General features: G+C 70.2%; 21 protein-coding genes. 15 read left to right on the top strand and 6 right to left on the bottom strand.

The features are described from left to right. Nucleotides 1–6 precede the first annotated feature (6 nt). The 8 genes from secY (at nt 7) to WQ53_RS03610 (ending at nt 6,918) form a co-directional block, all read left to right on the top strand. Nucleotides 7–1,362, top strand: a complete 1,356-nt coding sequence (secY, locus tag WQ53_RS03645) for a preprotein translocase subunit SecY (RefSeq protein ID WP_052630517.1) — start codon at nt 7–9, stop codon at nt 1,360–1,362. Between the two features lie 341 nt (nt 1,363–1,703). Then, the gene (rpsM, locus tag WQ53_RS03640) at nt 1,704–2,060 is read left to right on the top strand and encodes a 30S ribosomal protein S13 (RefSeq protein ID WP_052630516.1); all 357 of its coding nucleotides are present in this window, start codon (nt 1,704–1,706) and stop codon (nt 2,058–2,060) included. A 12-nt stretch (nt 2,061–2,072) separates the two neighbouring features. Further along, complete coding sequence (gene rpsK / locus WQ53_RS03635; protein ID WP_052630513.1) at nt 2,073–2,465, top strand: 30S ribosomal protein S11; 393 nt, start codon at nt 2,073–2,075, stop codon at nt 2,463–2,465. 14 nt (nt 2,466–2,479) lie between these two features. After that, on the top strand, nt 2,480–3,109 hold the full coding sequence (gene rpsD / locus WQ53_RS03630; protein ID WP_052630511.1) for a 30S ribosomal protein S4: 630 nt from the start codon (nt 2,480–2,482) through the stop codon (nt 3,107–3,109). Between the two features lie 157 nt (nt 3,110–3,266). Further along, complete coding sequence (locus WQ53_RS03625) at nt 3,267–4,265, top strand: DNA-directed RNA polymerase subunit alpha (RefSeq protein ID WP_052630509.1); 999 nt, start codon at nt 3,267–3,269, stop codon at nt 4,263–4,265. 184 nt (nt 4,266–4,449) lie between these two features. Beyond that, nucleotides 4,450–4,821, top strand: coding sequence for a 50S ribosomal protein L17 (rplQ, locus tag WQ53_RS03620; protein ID WP_052630507.1), 372 nt, complete (start codon nt 4,450–4,452; stop codon nt 4,819–4,821). Nucleotides 4,822–4,976: 155 nt separating this feature from the next. Further along, nucleotides 4,977–5,495, top strand: a complete 519-nt coding sequence (locus WQ53_RS03615; RefSeq protein ID WP_052630505.1) for a disulfide bond formation protein B — start codon at nt 4,977–4,979, stop codon at nt 5,493–5,495. 28 nt (nt 5,496–5,523) lie between these two features. Then, nucleotides 5,524–6,918: a class II 3-deoxy-7-phosphoheptulonate synthase gene (locus WQ53_RS03610; RefSeq protein WP_052630503.1), complete on the top strand. Its 1,395-nt coding sequence runs from the start codon at nt 5,524–5,526 to the stop codon at nt 6,916–6,918. A gap of 21 nt (nt 6,919–6,939) precedes the next feature. Here the strand turns inward: WQ53_RS03610 and WQ53_RS03605 are convergent, their stop codons facing one another. Both WQ53_RS03605 and typA read right to left on the bottom strand, forming a co-directional pair. After that, nucleotides 6,940–8,580, bottom strand: a complete 1,641-nt coding sequence (locus WQ53_RS03605) for an amidase (protein WP_052630500.1) — start codon at nt 8,578–8,580, stop codon at nt 6,940–6,942. An 89-nt stretch (nt 8,581–8,669) separates the two neighbouring features. Then, complete coding sequence (gene typA / locus WQ53_RS03600; RefSeq protein ID WP_052630498.1) at nt 8,670–10,499, bottom strand: translational GTPase TypA; 1,830 nt, start codon at nt 10,497–10,499, stop codon at nt 8,670–8,672. A gap of 157 nt (nt 10,500–10,656) precedes the next feature. Here typA and WQ53_RS03595 point away from each other — a divergent pair, with 157 nt between their 5' ends. The 4 genes from WQ53_RS03595 to prpE all read left to right on the top strand — a co-directional run bounded on the left by WQ53_RS03595 (nt 10,657) and on the right by prpE (nt 14,725). Beyond that, nucleotides 10,657–11,151 carry a peptidylprolyl isomerase gene (locus tag WQ53_RS03595; RefSeq protein ID WP_052630496.1) on the top strand — a complete coding sequence of 165 codons (495 nt, stop codon included), beginning with the start codon at nt 10,657–10,659 and terminating at the stop codon, nt 11,149–11,151. Nucleotides 11,152–11,244: 93 nt separating this feature from the next. Beyond that, nucleotides 11,245–11,604 carry a glutaredoxin family protein gene (locus WQ53_RS03590; protein ID WP_052630493.1) on the top strand — a complete coding sequence of 120 codons (360 nt, stop codon included), beginning with the start codon at nt 11,245–11,247 and terminating at the stop codon, nt 11,602–11,604. A 73-nt stretch (nt 11,605–11,677) separates the two neighbouring features. Beyond that, complete coding sequence (locus tag WQ53_RS03585) at nt 11,678–12,664, top strand: malate dehydrogenase (RefSeq protein WP_052630491.1); 987 nt, start codon at nt 11,678–11,680, stop codon at nt 12,662–12,664. Nucleotides 12,665–12,832: 168 nt separating this feature from the next. After that, nucleotides 12,833–14,725, top strand: coding sequence for a propionate--CoA ligase (gene prpE, locus WQ53_RS03580; protein ID WP_052630489.1), 1,893 nt, complete (start codon nt 12,833–12,835; stop codon nt 14,723–14,725). A 7-nt stretch (nt 14,726–14,732) separates the two neighbouring features. Here prpE and WQ53_RS03575 read toward each other — a convergent pair whose 3' ends face one another. Further along, nucleotides 14,733–16,091: a M14 family zinc carboxypeptidase gene (locus WQ53_RS03575; protein WP_082112827.1), complete on the bottom strand. Its 1,359-nt coding sequence runs from the start codon at nt 16,089–16,091 to the stop codon at nt 14,733–14,735. A 90-nt stretch (nt 16,092–16,181) separates the two neighbouring features. Next, entirely contained in the window at nt 16,182–17,408 is a 1,227-nt protein-coding gene (locus WQ53_RS03570; RefSeq protein ID WP_236685899.1) for a citrate synthase family protein, read from the bottom strand. A 150-nt stretch (nt 17,409–17,558) separates the two neighbouring features. Here WQ53_RS03570 and prpB point away from each other — a divergent pair, with 150 nt between their 5' ends. The 3 genes from prpB to WQ53_RS03555 all read left to right on the top strand — a co-directional run bounded on the left by prpB (nt 17,559) and on the right by WQ53_RS03555 (nt 20,300). Next, on the top strand, nt 17,559–18,458 hold the full coding sequence (gene prpB, locus WQ53_RS03565; protein ID WP_052630485.1) for a methylisocitrate lyase: 900 nt from the start codon (nt 17,559–17,561) through the stop codon (nt 18,456–18,458). A 100-nt stretch (nt 18,459–18,558) separates the two neighbouring features. Continuing rightward, nucleotides 18,559–19,716 carry a bifunctional 2-methylcitrate synthase/citrate synthase gene (gene prpC, locus WQ53_RS03560; protein ID WP_052630483.1) on the top strand — a complete coding sequence of 386 codons (1,158 nt, stop codon included), beginning with the start codon at nt 18,559–18,561 and terminating at the stop codon, nt 19,714–19,716. A gap of 35 nt (nt 19,717–19,751) precedes the next feature. Continuing rightward, nucleotides 19,752–20,300 carry a hypothetical protein gene (locus WQ53_RS03555; RefSeq protein WP_052630481.1) on the top strand — a complete coding sequence of 183 codons (549 nt, stop codon included), beginning with the start codon at nt 19,752–19,754 and terminating at the stop codon, nt 20,298–20,300. A gap of 145 nt (nt 20,301–20,445) precedes the next feature. On the opposite strand, the gene WQ53_RS03550 is transcribed toward WQ53_RS03555, so the two are convergent. Next, nucleotides 20,446–20,901 (bottom strand): cell wall hydrolase, encoded by a 456-nt coding sequence (locus WQ53_RS03550; protein WP_052630479.1) that lies wholly within the window; start codon nt 20,899–20,901, stop codon nt 20,446–20,448. Nucleotides 20,902–22,044: 1,143 nt separating this feature from the next. After that, a complete protein-coding gene (locus tag WQ53_RS03545; protein ID WP_052630477.1) occupies nt 22,045–24,090 on the bottom strand; it encodes an NADPH-dependent 2,4-dienoyl-CoA reductase in 2,046 nt (681 codons plus the stop codon). Nucleotides 24,091–24,114: the final 24 nt, after the last annotated feature.

Genomic DNA, 24,114 nt, shown 5'->3' with positions numbered 1-24,114 from the left:
GAACACATGGCGCAAGCTGGCATCGGCAATCTCGGCAGCGGCCTGGGCAAGTTCACGGAACTGCGCCAGCGCCTGCTGTTCGTGCTGGGTGCGTTGGTCGTCTACCGGATCGGCTGCTTCGTGCCGGTGCCGGGCGTCAACCCCGATGCCATGCTCGCCATGATGCAGGCGCAGGGCGGCGGCATCGTGGACATGTTCAACATGTTCTCGGGCGGCGCCCTGCACCGGTTCAGCATCTTTGCGCTGAACGTGATGCCGTACATCTCGGCGTCGATCGTGATGCAGCTGGCCGTGCACATCTTCCCGACGCTGAAGTCGCTGCAGAAGGAAGGCGAGTCCGGCCGCCGCAAGATCACCCAGTACTCGCGCGTGGGCGCGGTGCTGCTGTCGGTGGTGCAGGGTGGCAGTATCGCCATGGCGCTGCAGAACCAGGTCGCCCCGGGCGGCGTGCCGGTGGTCTACACCCCGGGCATCGGCTTCGTGCTGACCGCGGTGGTGGCGCTGACCGCCGGCACCATCTTCCTGATGTGGGTCGGCGAGCAGGTCACCGAGCGCGGCATCGGCAACGGCGTGTCGCTGATCATTTTCGCCGGCATCGTCGCCGGCCTGCCGGGCGCGGTGATCCAGACGGTCCAGGCCTACCAGAACGGCAGCCTGAACTTCCTGTCGCTGCTGCTGATCGTGGTGCTGGTGCTGGCCGTCACCTGGTTCGTGGTGTTCGTCGAGCGCGGCCAGCGCCGGATCACGGTCAACTACGCGCGCCGCCAGGGTGGCCGCAGCGCGTACATGAACCAGACCTCGTTCCTGCCGCTCAAGCTCAACATGTCCGGCGTGATCCCGGTGATCTTCGCCTCGAGCATCCTGGCGTTCCCGGCGACCCTGAGCATGTGGTCCGGGCAGGCGACCTCGGCCACCTGGCTGCAGCGCGTGTCCAACGCGCTGGCCCCGGGCGAGCCGCTGCACATGATCGTGTTCGCCGCGCTGATCGCCGGGTTCGCGTTCTTCTACACGGCGCTGGTGTTCAACTCGAACGAGACCGCCGACAACCTGAAGAAGTCCGGCGCGCTGATCCCGGGCATCCGCCCCGGCAAGGCCACCGCCGACTACATCGACGGTGTGCTGACCCGGCTGACCGCCGCGGGCGCCACCTATCTGGTCCTGGTCAGCCTGCTGCCGGAAGTGATGCGCACGCAGATGCAGACTTCGTTCTACTTCGGTGGCACCTCGCTGCTGATCGTGGTGGTCGTGGTGATGGACTTCATCGCCCAGATCCAGGCCCACCTGATGTCTCACCAGTACGAGAGCCTGCTGAAGAAGGCCAACCTCAAGGGCGGTTCGCGGGGTGGCTTCGCCCGGGGTTGACCCGGAGGTTCAAGAATCCAAGCCCGGCGGTCCCATTCCGTCGGCATCCGGCCCCCGAGGCCGGAACCATCCAGAAATGGGCGGCCCGTGCGACGTCTCGCGCGCGGGTGAGACGATGCGGTGCCGCGCTGGAGTAGCGCGGCCGGCGGGACCGGGCAACCGGGGCCGCCAGCAGAGTCCGGCGCCGGAGCATGGGCACACTCCCCATGCCGGGTCCAGGGCCTTCGGGCCATGGGCTTCCAAGTAATCCGAGACATTGATAGAATTCGCAGTTCACTTTTGAACCATCCTGTCGGGCGTGCCCTGGGCGCGTGCCGACCCTCAAGTTTGGAGATCGCGTCATGGCGCGTATTGCAGGCGTCAACCTGCCGACCCAGAAGCACGTCTGGGTGGGATTGCAGAGCATCTATGGCATCGGCCGCACCCGGTCGAAGAAGGTTTGCGAGGCCGCTGGCGTGGCTTCCAACACCAAGATCCGTGACCTGTCCGAGCCGGAAGTCGAGCGCCTGCGCGCCGAGATCGGCAAGTACGTGGTCGAAGGCGACCTGCGTCGCGAAATCGGCATCGCCATCAAGCGGCTGATGGACCTGGGCTGCTACCGCGGCCTGCGCCATCGTCGTGGCCTGCCCCTGCGCGGCCAGCGCACCCGTACCAACGCCCGCACCCGCAAGGGTCCGCGCAAGGCGATCAGGAAGTAAGGGACACCGATCATGGCAAAGCCCGCAGCATCAAAGACCAAGAAGAAGATCAAGCGCGTCGTCACCGACGGCATCGCGCACGTCCATGCTTCTTTCAACAACACCATCGTCACCATCACCGACCGCCAGGGCAACGCGCTGTCGTGGGCGACCTCGGGCGGCGCGGGCTTCCGCGGTTCGCGCAAGTCGACCCCGTTCGCCGCGCAGGTGGCCGCCGAGAAGGCCGGCAAGGCCGCACTCGACTACGGTGTGAAGTCGCTTGAAGTCCGCATCAAGGGCCCGGGCCCGGGCCGTGAATCGGCTGTCCGCTCGCTCAACAACGTGGGCTACAAGATCACCAACATCATCGACGTGACGCCTATCCCGCACAACGGGTGCCGTCCGCCGAAGAAGCGTCGCGTCTAAGGGGGCGATAAGAAATGGCTCGTTATATCGGTCCTACCTGTAAGCTCGCGCGCCGCGAAGGCGCCGACCTTTCCCTCAAGAGCCCGGCGCGTGCGCTGGACTCCAAGTGCAAGCTGGAGCAGAAGCCCGGCCAGCACGGCGCGACCGCGCGCAAGGGCAAGCTGTCCGACTACGCCACCCAGCTGCGCGAGAAGCAGAAGGTCAAGCGCATCTACGGCCTGCTGGAGCGCCAGTTCCGCAACTACTACAAGAAGGCCTCGACCAAGAAGGGCAACACCGGCGAGAACCTGCTGCAGCTGCTGGAAACCCGCCTGGACAACGTCGTCTACCGCATGGGTTTCGCGGTGACCCGTCCGTCCGCGCGCCAGCTGGTCAGCCACCGTGGCGTGCTGGTCAACGGCAAGCCGGTGAACCTGCCGTCCTACCAGGTCAAGGCCGGCGACGCGATCGCCCTGTCCGAGAAGGTGCAGAAGCAGCTTCGCGTCCAGGAGGCCCTGACCGTCGCCGAGCAGCACGACACCACCCCGTCGTGGATCGAGGTCGACGCGAAGAAGTTCGCCGGTGTGTTCAAGGCCGTCCCGGATCGGGCCGACCTGCCGGCCGACATCAACGAAGCGCTGATCGTCGAGCTGTACTCGAAGTAACAGTGGCTGGTCGCCGCGCCCTCCCGGGCGCGGCGCCGCATCCCACACCCCGGCCGGATCGCGTTGCCCCGCCTTCCGGCCGCCCCCGGATGACGGGGCCACACCCCAGAGCCGGCGGTTCCCCTGATCGTCGGCTCATTGCAGGAGAATCCGCAACATGACGGTTACCGCCAACCAGGTCCTGCGTCCCCGCGGACCGCAGATCGAACGCCTCACCGGCAATCGCGCCAAGATCGTGATCGAACCGCTCGAGCGCGGCTACGGCCATACGCTCGGCAACGCGCTGCGCCGCGTCCTGTTGTCCTCGATCCCCGGCTTCGCGATCACCGAGGTCGAGATCGACGGCGTGCTGCACGAATACACCACGGTCGAAGGCCTGCAGGAGGACGTGCTGGAAGTCCTGCTGAACCTGAAGGACGTCGCCATCCGCATGCACAGCGGCGAGAGCGCCACCCTGAGCCTGTCCAAGCAGGGTCCGGGCGTGGTCACCGCCGGCGACATCAAGACCGACCACAACGTCGAGATCCTCAACGTCGACCACGTGATCTGCCACCTCACCAAGGACACGGCGCTGAACATGCGCCTGAAGATCGAGCGCGGCTTCGGCTACCAGCCGGCCACCGCCCGTCGCCGTCCGGACGAGGAAACCCGCACGATCGGCCGCCTGGTGCTGGACGCCTCGTTCTCGCCGGTCCGCCGCGTCGCCTACGCGGTGGAAGCCGCGCGCGTGGAGCAGCGCACCGACCTGGACAAGCTGGTCCTGGACATCGAGACCAACGGCACGATCGACGCCGAGGAAGCCGTGCGCACCGCCGCCGACATCCTCAGCGACCAGCTGTCGGTGTTCGGCGACTTCACCCACCGCGACCGCGGTGCCGCCAAGGCGGCCCCGACCGGCGTGGACCCGGTGCTGCTGCGTCCGATCGACGACCTGGAGCTGACCGTGCGTTCGGCCAACTGCCTCAAGGCCGAGAGCATCTACTACATTGGCGACCTGATCCAGAAGACCGAGGTCGAGCTGCTCAAGACCCCGAACCTGGGCAAGAAGTCGCTGACCGAGATCAAGGAAGTCCTCGCCCAGCGCGGCCTGTCCCTCGGCATGAAGCTGGAGAACTGGCCGCCGGCCGGGATCGCACAGCACGGGATGCTGGGTTAAGAAGTTGCAACACCGTTCCCGCATCCATCGTGATGCGGGAACGCTCCAGCGCCGACGGGCCTGAAGGCCCGCGGCGACTCCCCGGCAAGGGAACGCCGGATCGGACCAGCGCAGTCCACTGCTTCAACGCCTGGATGGCGACAGCGAACCACAACCGCCACACCATTCCACAGGAACCACGACCATGCGTCACCAGAAAGCCGGCCGCAAGTTCAGCCGCACCAGCGCCCACCGCGAAGCGATGTTCAAGAACATGGCCGCCTCGCTGTTCAAGCACGAACTGATCAAGACCACCCTGCCCAAGGCCAAGGAACTGCGCCGCATCGCCGAGCCGCTGATCACCCTGGCCAAGGTCGACAGCGTCGCCAACCGCCGCCTGGCGTTCGCCCGCCTGCGCGACAAGGAAGCCGTCGGCAACCTGTTCACCATGCTGGGCCCGCGCTACCAGGCGCGTCCGGGCGGTTACCTGCGCATCCTCAAGTGCGGCTTCCGCGCCGGCGACAACGCGCCGATGGCGTACGTCGAGCTGGTCGACCGCCCGCAGGCGGCCGAATAAGCATCCGCGTCGCCGCCCAACGGGCGGCAACGTGAACGGAAACCCCGGCTTCGGCCGGGGTTTTTCGTTTCAGGCGGCACGATCGGTTACCGCTGGCGGCACGGATGCGGAATAATCGGCCCGATTCCCCATCGCAACCCGGGTCCACGTCGCCGATGAATCCCTTCCGTTGGAGTTTCCGCGCGCAGTTCCTCGCCGGCTTCCTCGGCTGCGCCGCCCTGATCGGCTATGCGATCTACACGCAGCTGTACCAGGGACTGGAGCCTTGTCCGCTGTGTATCTTCCAGCGCATCGCCTACGCGGCGCTGGCGCTGGTGTTCCTGGCCGGCGGACTGCACGCGCCGCGGTCGCCGGGCGGGCGCCGGTTCTACGGCGTGCTGGTGGCCATCGCCTCGCTGGTGGGCATCGGCATCGCCGGGCGCCACGTATGGCTGCAGACCCTGCCGCACGACCTGGTGCCCGCGTGCGGTCCGCCGCTGTCGTTCCTGCAGGAGACGCACGGCCCGATCGAGCTGGTGCGCAAGGTACTCACCGGCACCGGCGACTGCGGCACCGTCGACTGGACCCTGCTGGGCCTGAGCATGCCGGCGTGGAGCCTGATCGGCTTCGTGCTGCTGGCCGGGTGGGGCCTGCAGGCTGCCTTCCGCCGCCGCAAGGGCCGCAACCGGCTCTGATCCGACTCCCCCAGCGAGCCTCTCCCCCATGAGCACGCCCGAACGCAGCCTCCAACCCGTGAACCTGGCCGACGGCTGGTCGCCCGCCAGCTGGCGCGGGCGGCCGGCCTTGCAGATGCCGCAGTATCCGGATCCATCGGCGCTGGAAGCCGCGCTGGCCGAACTGCGCCAGCTGCCGCCGCTGGTGACTTCGTGGGAGATCTTCGCGCTGAAGAAGCAGATCGCCGAGGCGCAGGAGGGCCAGCGCTTCCTGCTGCAGGGCGGCGACTGCGCCGAGAACTTCAGCGACTGCGAGTCCGGCACCATCTCCAACCGGCTCAAGGTGCTGCTGCAGATGAGCCTGGTGCTGGTCCACGGCCTGCGCCTGCCGGTGGTGCGGGTCGGCCGCTTCGCCGGCCAGTACGCCAAGCCGCGCTCGACCGACCTGGAGACCCGCGGCGAGGTCAGCCTGCCCAGCTACCGCGGCGACGTGGTCAACGGGCCGGAGTTCACCGCGCAGGCGCGCGTGCCCGACCCGCGGCGCATGCTTACCGCCCACGCGCGCTCGGCGATGACCATGAACTTCGTCCGCGCGCTGATCGACGGCGGCTTCGCCGACCTGCACCACCCGGAGTACTGGAGCCTGAGCTGGGTCGGCTGCTCGCCGCTGGCCGAGGACTACCAGAAGATGGTGAACTCGATCGGCGACGCGGTGCGCTTCATGGAGACGCTGGCCGGGGTGGAGGTGCACAACCTCAACCGGATCGACTTCTACACTTCGCATGAGGCACTGCTGCTGCCGTACGAGGAGGCGCTGACCCGGCAGGTGCCGCGGCAGTGGGGCTGGTTCAACCTGTCCACGCACTATCCGTGGATCGGCATGCGCACCGCCGCGCTGGACGGCGCGCACGTGGAGTACTTCCGCGGCATCCGCAACCCGGTGGCGATCAAGGTCGGCCCGTCGGTGCAGCCGGACCAGTTGCTGCGCCTGATCGACGTGCTCAACCCGGACGACGAGCCGGGCCGGCTGACCTTCATCCACCGCATGGGCGCGGCGCAGATCGCCTCGAAGCTGCCGCCGCTGCTGGAGGCGGTGCGCCGAGACGGCCGCCGCGTGCTGTGGGTGTGCGACGCGATGCACGGCAACACCGAGAGCACCGCCAACGGCTACAAGACCCGCCGCTTCGCCAACATCCTGGCCGAAGTGGAGCAGTCCTTTGACCTGCACGCGGCCGCCGGCACGCGCCTGGGCGGCGTGCACCTGGAACTGACCGGCGAGGACGTCACCGAATGCACCGGCGGCGCCCGCGAGCTGACCGAGGTCGACCTCGAGCGCGCCTACCGCTCGACGGTCGATCCACGCCTGAACTACGAGCAGTCGCTGGAGATCGCGATGGCGATCGTGCGCAAGCAGGGCCAGCGCCAGGCGGACGCGCGGGTCTGAGCCGCGGCGCCCCGGGGACGGTCAGCGCCCGGCGTTCCCATCGGCGGCCGCCGGCGGCGTGTCGACGCTGGCGCGGAACGTGGGCGGGTGCCGCGCCCGGGTCAGCTGCTCGTAGGCGTGGCCGATCCGCAGCAGCCGCGCTTCACTCCAGGCCGGTCCGATGAACACCAGGCCCAGGGGCAGGCCGTCGCTGTGGCCCATCGGCACCGTCAGGGCCGGGTAGCCGGCGACCGCGGCCGCGCCGTAGCCGGCGCCCGGGAAGCGGTCGCCCTGCGCGGCATCGATCGGCCAGGCCACGCCGGTGGTCGGCGCCACCAGCACGTCGAACGGACCGTCGCGCAACGCCGCGTCGATGCCTTCCGGGCCGGCCAGACGGCGGGCGCGGGTGCGCGCGGCGATGTAGGCCGGTGCGGCCAGGCCCTGGCGTTCGGCGGCCTGCTCCAGCAGTTCCTGCCCGAACAGCGGCATGGTCCGTGCCGCGTTGCGGCGGTTGTACTCGATCAGTTCGTCCAGGCTCGCGACCGGCGCCTGGCGTTGCCGCAGGTAGCGCTCCAGCGCGGGCCGGAACTCGCTCAGCAGGACCTCGAGCTCGTCCGCGCTCCACTGGCCCTGGGTCGGGATCTGCGCGTCGGCCACGACCGCCCCGGCTTCGCGCATCGCCGCCACGGCGCGCTCGGTGGCCGCCGCCGCCTCCGGTGATATCGCCAACCGGTCGCGCAGCAGTCCGATCCGCACGCCGCGCAGGCTGGCACCACGCAGCTGCTGGGCGTAGTCGAAGGTGGCCAGCACGCGGTTGTCCATCGTCGCCGGGTCGGCGGGGTCGCGGCCGGCGATCGCGGCCAGCACCAGGGCCGCGTCCTCGACGCTGCGCGTCATCGGTCCGGCAGTGTCCTGGCTGGGGGCGATCGGCACGATGCCGCTGCGGCTGACCAGGCCGACGGTCGGCTTCAGCCCGACCAGGCCGTTCACGGCGGCCGGGCACAGGATGCTGCCGTCGGTTTCGGTGCCGACCCCGGCGACGGTGAGGTTGGCGGCCACCGCCACCGCGGTGCCGGAACTGGAGCCGCAGGGCGAGCGGTCGAGCGCGTAGGGGTTGCGGGTCTGGCCACCGACCGAACTCCAGCCCGAGGTCGAGCGGGTCGAGCGGAAGTTGGCCCACTCGCTGAGGTTGGCCTTGCCGAGCACGACCGCGCCGGCTTCGCGCAGCCGCTCCACCAGGAAGGCGTCACCGGCTGGCCGGAAGCCGGCCATGGCCAGCGAGCCGGCGGTGGTGGCCATCGGCGTGGCGTCGATGTTGTCCTTGAGCAGGACCGGGATGCCGTGCAGCGGACCGCGCACGCGGCCGGCGGCGCGCTCGGCGTCCAGCGCCGCCGCCTCGGTGCGGGCTCGCGGGTTGAGTTCGATGATCGAGTTGAGCCTGGGCCCGTTGCGGTCCAGGGCGATGATCCGCGCCAGGTAGGCCTGCACCAGCGCGTGGCTGGTGGTCTCGCCGCGCTCCATGGCGGCCTGCAGGTCGGCGATCCCGGCCTCTGCGTAGGGGAAGGAGGAGGCGGCCGGCGAGGGTGCCTGCGCCGGCGGCGCAGGCAGGGCAGGTTCCTCGCGACGGCAACCCGCTGCGCCCACGCACAGGAGCGCCGCCGTCAGCAGTGCGGCCAGGCGCATGCGTTTCCCCTCGGCGGACGGCCCGAGGCTACCGCCGCCCGTGGCGCTTGGCAACGAGGCCGCCAGGCGCCGCGCGGGGGTGGGCGTCGTCAGGCCGCGCGCGAGGCGCGCTTGCGGTCGCTCTCGGTCAGCATCTTCTTGCGCAGGCGGATCTCCTTCGGGGTGACCTCGACCAGCTCGTCGTCCTCGATGAAGTCCAGGGCCTGCTCCAGCGAGAACTTGATCGCCGGGGTCAGCTTGATCGCGTCGTCCTTGCCCGAAGCGCGCATGTTGGTCAGCGGCTTGGTCTTGATCGCGTTGACGGTCAGGTCGTTGTCCTTGGAATGGATGCCGACCAGCTGGCCCTCGTACACGTTGTCGCCTTCGGCGGCGAACAGGCGGCCGCGCTCCTCCAGCGGGCCCAGCGCATAGGCCGGCGTCGCGCCCGGCGCATTGGCGATCATCACGCCGTTGATGCGCTTGGCGATCGCGCCCTGTTCCTTCGGACCGTAGTGGTCGAACACGTGGAACAGCAGGCCCGAGCCCTGGGTCAGGGTCTTGAACTCGTTCTGGAAGCCGATCAGGCCGCGCGCCGGGATCTCGTAGTCCAGGCGCACGCGGCCCTTGCCGTCCGATTCCATGTTCTTGAGCTGGGCCTTGCGGGTGCCCAGCTTCTCCATCACGCCGCCCTGGTGGATCTCCTCCACGTCGACGACGAGCTGCTCGATCGGCTCCATCAGCTGGCCGTCGATTTCCTTGATGATCACTTCGGGGCGCGACACGGCCAGCTCGTAGCCCTCGCGACGCATGTTCTCGATCAGCACCGACAGGTGCAGCTCGCCGCGGCCGGAGACCAGGAACTTGTCGGCGTCTTCCAGCTGTTCGACCTTCAGCGCGACGTTGTGCACCTTCTCGCGGTCCAGGCGGTCCTTGAGCTGGCGGCTGGTCAGGAACTTGCCGCCCGACAGGTCCTTATTGCCGGCGAACGGCGAGTTGTTGACCTGGAAGGTCATCGAGATGGTCGGTTCGTCGACGGTCAGCGCCGGCAGCGCCTCGGGCGATTCCAGCGCGCAGATGGTGTCGGAGATGGTCAGCTCGGCGATACCGGAGATGGCAACGATGTCGCCGGCCTCGGCGGTGTCCTGCTCGATCCGCTCCAGGCCCATGAAGCCCAGCACCTGCAGTACCTTGCCCTGGCGCTTCTTGCCTTCGCGGTCGATCACCGCCACTGGCATGTTCTTCTTCAGGGTGCCGCGCTGGATGCGGCCGATGCCGATCACGCCGACGAAGCTGTTGTAGTCCAGCTGGCTGATGCGCATCTGGAACGGGCCGTCCAGGTCCACCTCGGGCTTCGGCGCGTGCTGCATGATCGCTTCGTACAGCGGGGTCATGTCGCCCGAGCGTGCTTCCGGGTCGAGCGAGGCATAGCCGTTCAGGGCCGAGGCGTAAACGATCGGGAAGTCCATCTGCTCGGCGGTGGCGCCGAGGCGGTCGAACAGGTCCCAGACCTGCTCGACGACCCAGTCCGGGCGCGAGCCGGGGCGGTCGATCTTGTTGACCACCACGATCGGCTTGAAGCCCATCGCGAACGCCTTCTGGGTCACGAAACGGGTCTGCGGCATCGGCCCGTCCATCGCGTCGACCAAGATCAGCACGGTGTCGACCATCGACAGCACGCGCTCGACCTCGCCGCCGAAGTCGGCGTGGCCGGGGGTGTCGACGATGTTGATGCGGTTGCCCTGCCAGGTGATGGCGGTGTTCTTGGCCAGGATGGTGATGCCGCGTTCCTTTTCCTGGTCGTTGCTGTCCATCACCCGCTCGGCCAGCACCGTACGCTCGGACAGGGTGCCGGACTGCTTCAGGAGCTGGTCGACGAGGGTGGTCTTGCCGTGGTCGACGTGGGCGACGATGGCGATGTTGCGCAGGTTTTCGATGGACATGGCGAATGACGCGCCGTCAGCGCGCAGGGCAGGGAAGAAAGGAAGCCGGTTATTATAGCCGGCCCACACGCCCGCCGGATGAACTCCGTACGGGCCCCGGTCCGGCCCCCGGGGATTCCCCGCCGCCGGCCTCCCATTACCCGCAGGAGCCCGTCCGATGTCCCTGATCGCCACCTTCGATACCGCCCGCGGCCCGATCCGGGTCGAACTGCTGCCCGACAAGGCGCCGCTGACCGTGGCCAACTTCGTCAACCTGGTCCAGCGCGGTTTCTACGACGGCCTGAGCTTCCACCGGGTGATCGCCGATTTCATGGTCCAGGGCGGCTGCCCGGAGGGCTCCGGCCGCGGCGGCCCGGGCTACCGCTTCGAGGACGAGACCAACAACGGCGTCGCCCACGAGCGCGGCGTGCTGTCCATGGCCAATGCCGGCCCGAACACCAACGGCAGCCAGTTCTTCATCACCCACGTGGCCACCCCCTGGCTGGACGGCCGCCATACCGTGTTCGGCAAGGTGGTCGAGGGCCTGGACGTGGTCGACAGCATCGCCCAGGGCGACGCGATCAATTCCGTGAAGATCGAGGGTGATGCCACCCCGGTGCTGGCCGCCAAGGCCGACCGCGTCGCCGAGTGGAACCGTTACCTGAGCGCCTGATCCGGCCTCCGGGCCATGTCCGGCGGGCAGCCCGCCGGACCGGCCAGTGCGGGGTCGCGTGATAAAATCACCGGCCCCCGACCAGGATTTCCCATGCGCATCCTCGGCCTCCTGCTGATCGTCGGCATCGCCGGCGGGCTGTATGCCTGGTGGTCGAAGGACCGCCAGCCGGACCTGCATCCGGACGACCCGCGCGTGGCCACCGGCGAGACCGGCATCGTGATGCTGGCCGCCGAGTGGTGCGGCTACTGCCGCAAGCAGCAGGGCGACTTCGAGCGCGCCGAGGTCCGCTACCGCGTGCTCGACATCGACACGCCGGCCGGCGACCGGGCGATGCGCGCGCTGGGCGCGCGCGGCGTGCCGGTGACCGTGGTCGGCCAGGCCGTGGTCCGCGGCTACGACACGGCGGCATTGGACGAAAGGCTGAGCCCGCTCGGTTACGACGTCTATTAACCTGCGCGGCGCCGCCCGGCCCGTACTTCCTCCCCACGCGACACACCGCACCCACCGAAGGACCCCCTCACCGATGAAGACCCCCGTTCGAGTTGCCGTCACCGGCGCCGCCGGCCAGATCGGCTACGCCCTGCTGTTCCGCATCGCCTCCGGCGAGATGCTCGGCAAGGACCAGCCGGTGATCCTGCAGCTGCTGGAACTGCCGCTGGACAAGGCCCAGGCCGCGCTCAAGGGCGTGATCATGGAGCTGGAGGACTGCGCGTTCCCGCTGCTGGCCGGCATCGTCGGCACCGACGATCCGGAAGTGGCGTTCAAGGACGCCGACGTGGCCATGCTGGTCGGCGCGCGTCCGCGCGGCCCGGGCATGGAGCGCAAGGACCTGCTGCTGGAGAACGCCAAGATCTTCACCGCCCAGGGCGCGGCGCTGAACAAGGTCGCCAGCCGCGACGTGAAGGTGCTGGTGGTCGGCAATCCGGCCAACACCAACGCCTACATCGCGATGAAGTCGGCGCCGGACCTGAAGCCGGAGAACTTCACCGCCATGCTGCGCCTGGACCACAACCGCGCGCTGAGCCAGCTGGCCGGCAAGGCCGGCGTGGCCGTGGGCGAGATCGAGAAGCTGATCGTGTGGGGCAACCACAGCCCGACCATGTACCCGGACTACCGCTTCGCCACCGTCGGCGGCGCCTCGCTGAAGGACAGGATCAACGACGCCGACTGGAACGCCAACGAGTTCATCCCCAAGGTCGGCAAGCGCGGCGCGGCGATCATCGAGGCCCGCGGCCTGTCCTCGGCCGCCTCGGCCGCCAACGCCGCCATCGACCACGTCCGCGACTGGCTGCTGGGCAGCAACGGCAAGTGGGTGACCATGGGCATCCCGTCCGACGGTTCCTACGGCATCCCCGAGGGTGTGATCTTCGGTTTCCCGGTGATCACCGAGAACGGCAGCTACACCCTGGTGCGCGACCTGCCGGTCGACGAGTTCAGCCAGAAGGCGATCGACAAGACCCTGGGCGAGCTGGAAGAGGAGCGCGGCGGCGTCGCCCACCTGCTGGGTTGAGCTGCCGGGTCGACCTGTCGGGTTGATCCGGCCGATCAACCTATTGCTCGCGGAAAGGCCGGGATTTCCCGGCCTTTTCCGTTTCCGGGGGCGGTTTTCGACCAAGGTCGCAGGGCCGCGCGGGAGGGGCGGGACTATGCTCCGGCCATCCCTCGGAGGGGAGCAGCCATGCGCTACGAAGACCTGTACCGGCGTTCGATCGAGCAGCCGGAGGCGTTCTGGGCCGAGGCGGCCACCGCCATCGACTGGAACGTGCCGCCGCAGCGGATCCTGGACTATGCCAATCCGCCGTTCCGCAAGTGGTTCGTCGGCGGCACCACCAACCTGTGCCACAACGCGGTCGACCGGCACCTGGCCGAGCGCGGCGACCAGCTCGCCCTGGTCGGCTGGTCCAGCGAGACCGGCAGCGTCCGCGAACTGACCTTCCGCCAGCTGCACCGCGAGGTGAACACGTTCGCTGCGGCGCTGCAGTCGCTGGGTGTCGACCGGGGCGATCGGGTGGTGGTCTACATGCCGCACACGGTCGACGCGGCCATCGCCATGCTGGCCTGCGCGCGCATCGGCGCGGTGCATTCGGTGGTGTTCGGCGGCTTCGCCTCGCACAACCTGGCCCTGCGCATTGACGACGCGCGGCCGAAGGTGCTGGTCTGCGCCGATGCCGGCAGCCGCGGCGGCAAGGTGATCCCGTTCAAGCCGATGGTCGACGAGGCGCTGGCGCGCGCCGAACACCCGCCGGTGCACGTGCTGGTGGTCAATCGCGGACTGGCCGGCGAGTTGCCGATGCGGCCCGGGCGCGACGTCGAATACGGCCCGCTGCGCGAGGCGCACGCCAAGGCCGAAGTGCCGGTGGAGTGGCTGGAATCCAACGAGCCCAGCTACATCCTCTACACCTCCGGCACCACCGGCAAGCCCAAGGGCGTGCAGCGCGACGTCGGCGGTTACGCGGTGGCGCTGGCGCTGTCGATGTGGTCGATCTACGACATCCGCCCGGGCCAGGTGATGTTCTCCACCTCCGACATCGGCTGGGTGGTCGGCCACTCCTACAACGTCTACGGGCCGCTGATCGCCGGCGCGACCTCGATCCTGTACGAGGGGCTGCCGACCTCGCCGGACCCGGGCATCTGGTGGCGGATCTGCGAGCGCTATGGCGTGCGCACGATGTTCTCCTCGCCCACCGCGGTGCGGGTGCTGAAGAAGCAGGATCCGTCGTGGCTGCAGCGCTACGACCTGTCCAGGCTGCAGTACCTGTTCCTGGCCGGCGAGCCGCTGGACGAGCCGACTGCCGGGTGGATCACCGGCGCGCTGGGCAAGACCGTGATCGACAACTACTGGCAGACCGAGACCGGCTGGCCGGTGCTGACGCTGATGCCCGGGGTGGAGATGCGCCCGGTCAAGCTGGGCTCGCCGGGGCTGCCGTCTCCGGGCTACCGCCTGCGGGTGATCGACGAGGCGACCGGGCAGGACGTCGGTCCGGGCGAGAAGGGCGTGCTGGCGATCCAGCCGCCGCTGCCGCCGGGCTGCCTGACCACGGTGTGGGGCAACGACGAGCGCTTCATCGCCAGCTACTTCGGCCACTTCAAGGAGCTGCTGTACAGCTCGCTGGACTGGGCGATCCGCGACGAGGACGGCTACACCTTCATCCTCGGCCGCACCGACGACGTGATCAACGTCGCCGGCCACCGCCTGGGCACGCGCGAGATCGAGGAATCGGTCTCCAGCCATCCCTCGGTCGCCGAGGCTGCGGTGATCGGCGTGCACGACGAGGTCAAGGGACAGGTGCCGGTGGTGTTCGCCACGCTCAAGCGCAGCGACGGCGATGCGGCCGAGTCGGCCGCGCAGATGATGCGGACCGTGACCGAGCAGCTCGGCGCGGTGGCGCGGCCCTCGCGCGTGTACGTGGTCAACGCGCTGCCGAAGACGCGCTCTGGCAAGCTGCTGCGGCGCTCGCTGCAGGCGCTGGCCGAGCACCGCGACCCGGGCGACCTGTCCACGCTGGACGATCCGAACGCGCTGGAGGAAGTGAGGCGCGCGCTCGAACGCGGTGCCGACGCCGGAGGCTGACCGAGGCTCAGTGGCCGGCGCCGGGCGCCGGCTGCGCGGTGTCCAGGTCGCTGCGCAGCGTCCACACCGGGTCGCGGCCCTCCGGGTCGCGGGCGAGGTGGAAACATGCCGCAGCGCTGATGGCGATGCGGCACGGCCCGGCGGCCTCTCCGCCGGCGGCGAGGGCCGGCACCACGAACAGCCCGCTGGCGTCGATGGTCCTGCGCGCGGGCGTATCGGCCAGGTCGCCGATGTCCCGGATGCTGCCGTCCTCCCAGGACAGCGGATGCCGGAAGTTCACCAGCAGGTCGGCGCGCACGGGCGGCTGCCCGGGGATCGCCAGTGTGCCGCCGACGACGCGCAGGTCGGGCCAGGGCTCGCCATTCTCCGGAAGGTCGCGGTAGAGCGCATGCGGCGTGCCGGCGTGGCTGCCGCCGGCGATGGCGTCCAGCGCCGCGAGCAGGCCGAGGAAGTGCAGCTTGCGCAGCGCCTGCTTCTGCGGATCGCCTTCGATGCCGCCGGCCTCGATCAGTACCGTGCTGGTGCCCCACTGCGCGGTCAGGTCGCCGAAGGCGCGCGGGTTGAAGGTCTCGTCCCAGCGCGCGATGTGGCCGGCGAGATAGGGCTCGAGCGCGATCCGGATCGTGGCGGCCACCTCGATCGCGCGGGCACGGGCCGGGTCGACCTCGTTGGCGGCGCTGGGAGGCGGGGCGAGCAGGGCGATGGCGGTGCCGCGCCCGGAGTCGCCGACGCGGTAGCCGGGGCTCTGGTCGTGCAGGTTGAAGCCGTACGCCGGCCGCACGCGGTCGTGCAGCGCCTTGAGCGCGCGCGCCTCGGGGGTGGCCAGCATGCGCGCGTCGCGGTTGATGTCGATGCCCTGTGTGTTGCGCCGCTGGAAGCGCGCGGCGCCGTCCGGGTTGACCATCGGCAGGAAGTGCAGGGTCGTGTTCGCGCGCAGGCGCGCCGCCACCGGATGGTCCGGGTGTTCGCCGAGGAAGCGGAACAGGTCGGCCAGCACCATCGTGCCGGTGCTCTCGTCGCCGTGCATCTGCGACCACAGCAGCACGCGGGTCTTGCCCCGGCCCCAGCGCACGTGCCGGAGCGGGCGGTCTTCGGCGCTGCGGCCGATGTCCTCGATGTGGAAGCCGGCACTGCGGTCGAGCAGGGGGGTGACGGCCTGCCACCAGTGCTCCGCGTCGAAGTCGCGCGGGTCCAGGCCGGATACGCGCAGCTCGGGGTACAGCGCGTCCATCGCCGGCAACCAGGCCGGGGGAGGCGGAACCGGCGTGGATTCCGCAGCGGGCGCGGCTGCCGTTTCCTGCGCGGCCACGGGCGCGACGCATGCGGCGAGCGCCAGGAGCAGGGCGAGGGTGGTGGGCTTGGGCATGATCGTGCCGGCTCGGAATCGGGTGCCGGGCAGCGTGGTTCCTGTACGCGGGGAAGTCAAAGCCGCGCGACGGGCCGAGCGCCTTCCCGCTCAGTCATGGGCGACGTCGGCGTCGGCTTCCGGTTGCAGGCCGGTGTAGCTGGCGCGCGGGCGGATCAGGCGACCCAGCGCCTGCTGTTCCAGCGCGTGCGCCAGCCAGCCGGCGAGGCGGCCGGCGGCGAACATCGACACGGCGGGGGTGGCCGGCAGGCCATGGGCCAGGCAGATCGCCGCGAGCATGAAGTCCACGTTCGGGCGCCGGCCGGAGGCCGATTCGGCGGCGGCGATCACCGCCTCGAGCAGCCGCATCGCGTCGGCGTCGACCGGGGTGGCGCGCAGCATCGCCAGCAGCGTCGCCGCGCGCGGATCGCCGTCGGGATACAGCGCGTGGCCGAAGCCGGGCAAGTCCTCGCCGCGCTGCCAGCGGGTGGCGATGAAGCGGCCGATGTCGCGCGAGCCGCGCGCGTCCTCGACCAGCGCGTACGCCCGCGCGGTGGCGCCGCCGTGGCGCGGGCCGGACAGTGCGGCCAGGCCCGCGCAGACCGTGGCGTGCAGGTGCGCTCCGGTGGAGGCGACCACGCGCGCGGCGAAGGCCGAGACGTTGAGCTCGTGGTCCGCGCACAGCACCAGCGCCGCGCGCACCAGTTCCGCGAAGCCGGCATCGCCCGGGCGCCACGCCTCGCCGAGCAGGTGGTGGACCGGGCCGGCCGGGCGCCGCGCGACCAGCAGCGCCGCGTTCTGGCGCAGCAGGGTGGCGGCGACCGCGCGGCGGGTGGGCTGGTCGGCCTGGAAGGAGTGGGGCACGTGCAGGGCCAGCAGCGGGATCGCGGCCATCGCCCGGCTCAGCGGCGGCAGTTCGGCGTCGCAGGCCAGCGGCGCCACCCGCGCCGGCCAGTCGCCGGGCGGATCGGCGAACGGGTCCTGGCTGCCGCAGTCCCACAGCAGGCGGGCGATGTCCTCCAGGGTGGCACCCGCCTGCGCCGCGGCCACCGCCGAGCGGCCGCGGTAGTAGGGGCCGTCGGGCCGGATCAGCGAGATCCGCGTCTCCAGCACCGGCAGGCCGCGGTCCAGGCTCTGCGCCGCACCGCGGGCCGGCCCGCGGCCCAGGCGCTTGCGCTGGGCCAGGCGTTCGACGTCCTGGCGCAGGTACAGGCGGCTGCGGTGGTCCCTGCCGGGGCGCGACTCCAGCAGCCCGCGGCTGACATACGCGTACAGCGTGGCCTGGCTGATGCCGAGCAGCTGGCAGGTCTCGCGGGCGGACAGCAGGTCGTCGCTCATGGCGATAGATTGATCGAATTGATCAAGATTGATCAATGGGTGGGATGGTGCCAGATTGGCGCCCGTCGAGGGGCGTACCATCCGCGCACCTCTATCGCGGCGGCCTCTCCCTCCGGGATGTGCGCGCCGGGCCCACGAGGAGTACGTCGAATGAGCAACGCATCCGCAGGCGCCCCCGCTTCTTCGGGAGCAAGGTTCCGCGCCGCGCTGGCCGCCGAATCGCCGCTGCAGGTGATGGGCGCCATCACCGCCTACGCCGGGCTGATGGCCAGGCGCGTCGGCTACAAGGCGCTGTACCTGTCCGGCGGCGGCGTGGCCGCCAACTCGCTGGGCATCCCCGACCTGGGCATCAGCACGATGGAGGACGTCCTCACCGACGCCCGCCGGATCGTCGATGCGACCGGACTGCCGCTGCTGGTGGACATCGATACCGGCTGGGGCGGCGCGTTCAACATCGCCCGCACCATCCGCTCGTTCGAGCGCGTCGGCGTGGCGGCGGTGCACCTGGAGGACCAGGTCGGGCAGAAGCGCTGCGGCCACCGCCCGGGCAAGGAAGTGGTGTCGCGGGAAGAGATGGTGGACCGGGTCAAGGTCGCGGTGGATGCGCGCACCGATCCGGGCTTCGTGATCATGGCCCGCACCGACGCTGCCGCGGTGGAAGGCATCGACGGCGCGATCGACCGCGCCGTGGCCTACGTCGAGGCCGGCGCCGACATGATCTTCCCGGAAGCGATGAAGACCCTGGACGACTACCGCCGGTTCAAGGACGCGGTGAAGGTGCCGATCCTCGCCAACCTGACCGAATTCGGCTCCACCCCCTTCTTCACCACCGACGAACTGCGCGGGGCCGGCGTGGACATCGCGCTGTACTGCTGCGGCGCCTACCGGGCGATGAACAAGGCGGCGCTGCATTTCTACGAGACCGTGCGCCGCGAGGGCACGCAGAGGAACATCGTCGATACCCTGCAGACGCGCGCCGAGCTGTACGACTTCCTGGGCTACCACGCCTACGAGGACAAGCTCGACGCGCTGTTCTCGAAGAAGGACTGACCGCACCCGCGGCGCCCGGCCCGCCGGACGCCGCCCGATCCGGCGCGGAAACGAACGAAGCGGCGGGGCAGCCCCCGCTCCACGAGGAAGGAAAGGCACCATGAGCGAAACCACGCCCACCCCCGGCTTCAAGCCGAAGAAGTCCGTCGCCCTGTCGGGCACCGCCGCCGGCAACACCGCGCTGTGCACCGTCGGTCGCAGCGGCAACGACCTGCACTACCGCGGGTACGACATCCTCGACCTGGCCACCACCAGCGAGTTCGAGGAGATCGCCTACCTGCTGGTGCACGGCAAGCTGCCGACGGTCGCCGAGTTGCGCGGCTACAAGGCCAAGCTCAAGTCGCTGCGCGGCATCCCGGCCGCGGTCAAGGCCGCGCTGGAGGAACTGCCGCCCTCGGCGCACCCGATGGACGTGATGCGCACCGGCGTATCGGTGCTGGGCTGCGTCTCGCCGGAGAAGGACGACCACAACCATCCCGGCGCGCGCGACATCGCCGACAAGCTGATGGCTTGCCTCGGCTCGATGCTGCTGTACTGGTACCACTGGAGCCACAACGGCCGCGCGATCGACGTGGAAACCGACGACGACTCCATCGGCGGCCACTTCCTGCACCTGCTGCACGGCGAGCCGCCGCGCGAGTCGTGGGTGCGGGCGATGCACACCTCGCTGATCCTCTACGCCGAGCACGAGTTCAACGCCTCCACCTTCACCGCGCGGGTGATCGCCGGTACCGGCAGCGACATGCACAGCTGCATCGCCGGCGCGATCGGCGCGCTGCGCGGGCCCAAGCACGGCGGCGCCAACGAGGTCGCCTTCGAGGTGCAGAAGCGCTACGACACCCCGGACGAGGCCGAGGCCGATATCAAGGCACGGGTGGAGCGCAAGGAAGTGGTGATCGGCTTCGGCCACCCGGTCTACACCGTCGGCGACCCGCGCAACCAGGTGATCAAGCAGGTGGCCCGTGACCTGTCGGCCGAGCAGTCGAGCCTGAAGATGTACGACATCGCCGAGCGGCTGGAGACGGTGATGTGGGACATCAAGAAGATGTTCCCCAACCTGGACTGGTTCAGCGCGGTCAGCTACCACATGATGGGCGTGCCCACCGCCATGTTCACCCCGCTTTTCGTGATCGCCCGCACATCGGGCTGGAGCGCCCACGTGATCGAGCAGCGGATTGATGGCAAGATCATCCGGCCCAGCGCCAACTACACCGGTCCGGAGAACCTGGAGTTCGTCCCGATCGACCGGCGCGGGTGACAACCTGATGAAAGCGCTGATGCCTGGGGGGAGCGATGCGCGATGGGATCTACCGCAAGACCAATGCGGGACGCGACGAGATACGTGACCGCGCGCGGCGGCTGGCGCCGCCGCTGCGCACCGTGCTGCTGATGGTGGACGGCCAGCGCTCGCTGGCCCAGCTGCGCGAGGTGATGGCCGGGATGCGGGCGCCGGACGACGCGCTGGAGATGCTGCTGGCCGAAGGCCTGATCGAGGCTGTGCCGACCGGCTTCGACGCGGCCGGGCTGATGGACGCGCTTGCGCCGAGGGCCCCCGCGACGCCGGCCGCACCGGCTCCGGTGGCGGCATCGATACCGGCTGCCGCGCCGGAGCCGGCGCTGGCGAAGCGCTCGGCCCAGTACCTCTATCTCTACGAGCGGATGAGCGATGCGGTGCGCGCCCACCTGGGCCTGCGCGGCTATTTCATGCAGCTGAAAGTGGAGCGCTGCGCCGATGCGGACAGCCTGCAGGCGCTGCTGCCGGAACTGCTCGACGCCCTGGCCAAGGCCAAGGGCGGGAGCTTCGCGTCGGACTGGGAGCGGACGCTGCAGGTGCCGGCCTGACCGGTGCGGCGGCCGGCCGTGGCGGCCGCCATTCGTGGGGCCTCCACGGGAAAGAGAAACGGGCCCGCGATTGTCGCGGGCCCGCCTTTGGCCATGCGTGTCCGGGGCGCGCCGGACCGTCGCGGCGGCCCGGCTTCCGCGCCGCTCAGGTACGGGGTTTGAGCCGCTGCACCCGATAGAAGGTGTGGTCGCCGATGGTCGCCACCTGGTAGGAGTTGCTCCAGCTCGGGCTGGCGATGGCATGGGCGGCGAAATGGCTGGCCCCGGGCACGATCTCCCGGCGCTGGCCGACCGGCAGGGCCCAGTTGCGCTCGGCGCGCAGGGCCACGTCGACCGAACGGTCCCAGGCCTTCATGTTGGCCAGCTGGGTGTTGGGCGAGACGATGGTCGGCGCGAACTGCTTGCGCGCGGTGACCACGTCGCACATCGAGTCGCCCCACAGGCCGCTGTCCAGGCGGCGCAGGGCCACCTCGGCGACGGCTTCCTGGCCGCGCAGGCTCTGGTCGCGGGCTTCCAGGTACACGGTGGTGCTGAGGCACAGCGAGTCGGCGGCCGGCTGCGGCAGAAGCTGCGACAGCCAGAGGATCCATGCCAGTTTCATCTTCTTACTCCTTGCTCCGTCTGCGCGGCGCATCGCGTCGTCCCGGGAAGGGCGAGGCGGTGGCGCCACGGGGCGTCATGGGGAGGCGGCCGTTGTGTCCGGGGGCCGCCCGGGTTGCCGGCGAATCTGGTGAGCCGGCGGGACCCGCCAGGAATGGGCGGGCCGGGGAAGTGGCGCGCAAGATAGGTGCACGTTTCCCAACCGAAACTGAACGCGGCCGCTTGACAGGTGGCGCTGGCACGGGGTGTGAAACCGTGACGGGCGGCAACTTTCCCTTCCTATTCAGGTATTTGATCGGCCTTCGGGTGGCCGTAGGGCGGATTGCCTTGGCGCCGCCCGCTCGAGGTCCCGGTTTGTTGGCTGAGCCGCGCAACGGCACTGCAGCTGCAGAAGCGCCGATTGTGGTCGGCTTCGGTCTGAGCCGCGGCAGGCAAAGCCAAGGCCGCCAGCCTCCTGTTTTGGCGTGGCCGTGGCGACGGCCCGGACCTTCTCGCAACGGGTGAGGTTCGTGGGGCGCGGTATTGCGGTTGTCTCGGCGGCACATCCGTGTGCCGACTCGCCGACGTGGCCATCCATGGCCACTGCCGCAATACCCCCGGCCCGCCACGTCTTCGGGAGCGTCCAGGTCGTAGCTCCGTTCACAGGCGATGAGCAGCGCACGGCCTTTTTGTAGGAGCGGGCATGACCGCAACCCGACGCCGTCGGCCCAGGCGACGCCCCCGTGATTCCGACGCCCGTGTCGCGGTCATGCCCGCTCCTACAGAAGGCAGTGCCGTCTGGGAGGGTCGGGGAGGGGGGCATTGCCGTTGCTCCTCCGATCGAAGCCACGCCCCCAAAGCTCCCGAGGCCGTCGTGCCCAGGGGGTCTGGCGCAAGCAGCACAGGGATGTGCTGCGGTCGCGACTCGGAGGCAGGACGCCGCAGCGGAGCGATGCGCCAGACCCCCTGGGCACGGCGGCCCCCTCCGAAGCCGACGCTTGTGCTTTCACGGCACGGCGCCCCCTCCGGAGCCGACGCTCGTGCTTTTGCTTTCACGGCACGGCCGCCCTCTGCGAAGCCGGCGCCTCTGCCAAATCCGCAAACGGCGCGGCACCCTGCGGGAGCCGGCACTCGTGTTCGCCGTTCACTCTCTAAGTCGTCAGCCTCAGAGGCCGGCCGCCAACCGGCTGCCCTGCGCGATCGCGCGCTTGGCGTCCAGTTCGGCGGCCACGTCCGCGCCGCCGATCACGTGCACGGGGACGTCCACGCCCGCGGCCTGGAGGACGGCCTGCAGCTCGCGCTGCGGTTCCTGGCCGGCGCAGACCACCACGGTGGCGACCGGCAGCCGCTGCTCGGCGCCGTCGATCCGGATCCGCAGGCCGTCGTCGTCCACGCCCAGGTACTCGACCCCGCCGAGCATCTTCACGCCCTTGGCCTTGAGCGTGGCGCGGTGGATCCAGCCGGTGGTCTTGCCCAGCCGGGCTCCGGGCCGGCCGGGGCTGCGCTGCAGCAGCCAGACCTCGCGCGCCGCCGGTTCCGGTCGGGGCACGGCCAGGCCGCCGCGGCCGTCGCCTTCCAGGTCCACGCCCCATTCGGCGCGCCAGCGGACCGGATCCAGGCTGGGCGACGGACCCTCCTGGACCAGGAACTCGGCCACGTCGAAACCGATGCCGCCGGCGCCGACGATCGCGACCCGGCCGGCGGCCGCGACCCGCCCGGTCAGCACGTCGACATAGCTGGCGACCATCGGGTGGTCGGCGCCCGGGAAGTCCACCCGGCGCGGCACGATGCCGGTGGCCAGCACGATCTCGTCGTAGCCGGCCAACTGTTCCGCTCCCACCCGCGTGCCCAGGCGCAGGTCCACGCCGGTTTCCTCGAGCCGGTGCCGGAAGTAGCGCAGGGTCTCGTGGAATTCCTCCTTGCCCGGGATGCGCTTGGCCAGGTTGAACTGGCCGCCGACCTCGGCGGCCGCATCGAACAGGGTCACCCGGTGGCCGCACTGCGCGGCCACGGTGGCGCAGGCCAGCCCGGCCGGGCCGGCGCCGACCACCGCGATCCGCTTCGGCGCAGTGGTCGACAGGTACTCGAGCTCGGTTTCGGCTGCCGCGCGCGGATTGACCAGGCAGCTGGCGACCTTGTTCTCGAACACGTGGTCCAGGCAGGCCTGGTTGCAGGCGATGCAGGTGTTGATGGTGTGCGTGCGGCCCGTGCGGGCCTTGTTCGCCCACTCCGGATCGGCCAGCAGCGGCCGCGCCAGCGAGACCATGTCGGCCTGGCCGCCGGCGAGGATCGCCTCGGCCACGTCGGGCATGTTGATCCGGTTCACCGCCACCAGCGGCAGCGACACGTGCGGCTTCAGCCGCGCGGTGATCCCGGCGAAGGCGCCGCGTGGTACCGAGGTGGCGATGGTCGGCACCCGCGCCTCGTGCCAGCCGATGCCGGAGTTGATGAGGGTCGCGCCGGCCGCCTCCACCGCCCTGGCCTGGGACACGATCTCGTCCCAGGCGTTGCCGTCCTCGACCAGGTCCAGCAGCGAGAGCCGGTAGACCAGGATGAAGTCCGGGCCGCAGGCCTCGCGCACGCGGCGGACGATCTCCACCGCGAAGCGCATGCGCTTTTCGGCGCTGCCGCCCCAGGCGTCGTCGCGGCGGTTGCTGCGTGGCGCGGTGAACTGGTTGATCAGGTAGCCCTCCGAGCCCATCACCTCGACGCCGTCGTAGCCGGCGTCGCGGGCGCGGGCGGCGGCGGCGGCGAAGGCGGCGATCTGGCGCTCGACGCCGCGCGCCGACAGCGCGCGCGGGGTAAACGGGTTGATCGGCGCCTTGAGCTTCGACGGCGCCACCGACAGCGGGTGGTAGCCGTAGCGGCCGGCGTGCAGCAGCTGCAGGCAGATCTTCGCGCCGTGCTCGTGCACCGCGCGGGTGACCTGCCGGTGCGGCGCCACCTCCCACGGCCAGGACAGCTTGCCGCCGAAGGGCTTGAGCCAGCCGACCAGGTTCGGGGAAAAGCCGCCGGTGACGATCAGCCCGGCGCCGCCGGCGGCGCGCTCGGCGAAGTAGGCGGCCAGCTTCGGGAAGTCGCGGGCGCGGTCCTCCAGGCCGGTGTGCATCGAGCCCATCAGCACCCGGTTGCGCAGGGTGGTGAAGCCCAGGTCCAGCGGCGCGAACAGGTGCGGGTAGGGCGTGTCGGTGGCTGGGGCGGCTGCCGTCATCTTGGGGATACGCTGGCGTACGGA

It is taken from the genome of Pseudoxanthomonas suwonensis (genome assembly GCF_000972865.1).
Classification (GTDB): domain Bacteria; phylum Pseudomonadota; class Gammaproteobacteria; order Xanthomonadales; family Xanthomonadaceae; genus Pseudoxanthomonas; species Pseudoxanthomonas suwonensis_B.
The sequence above is the reverse complement of the archived record's forward strand: the minus strand, read 5'-3'. Positions and strand labels throughout refer to the sequence as shown.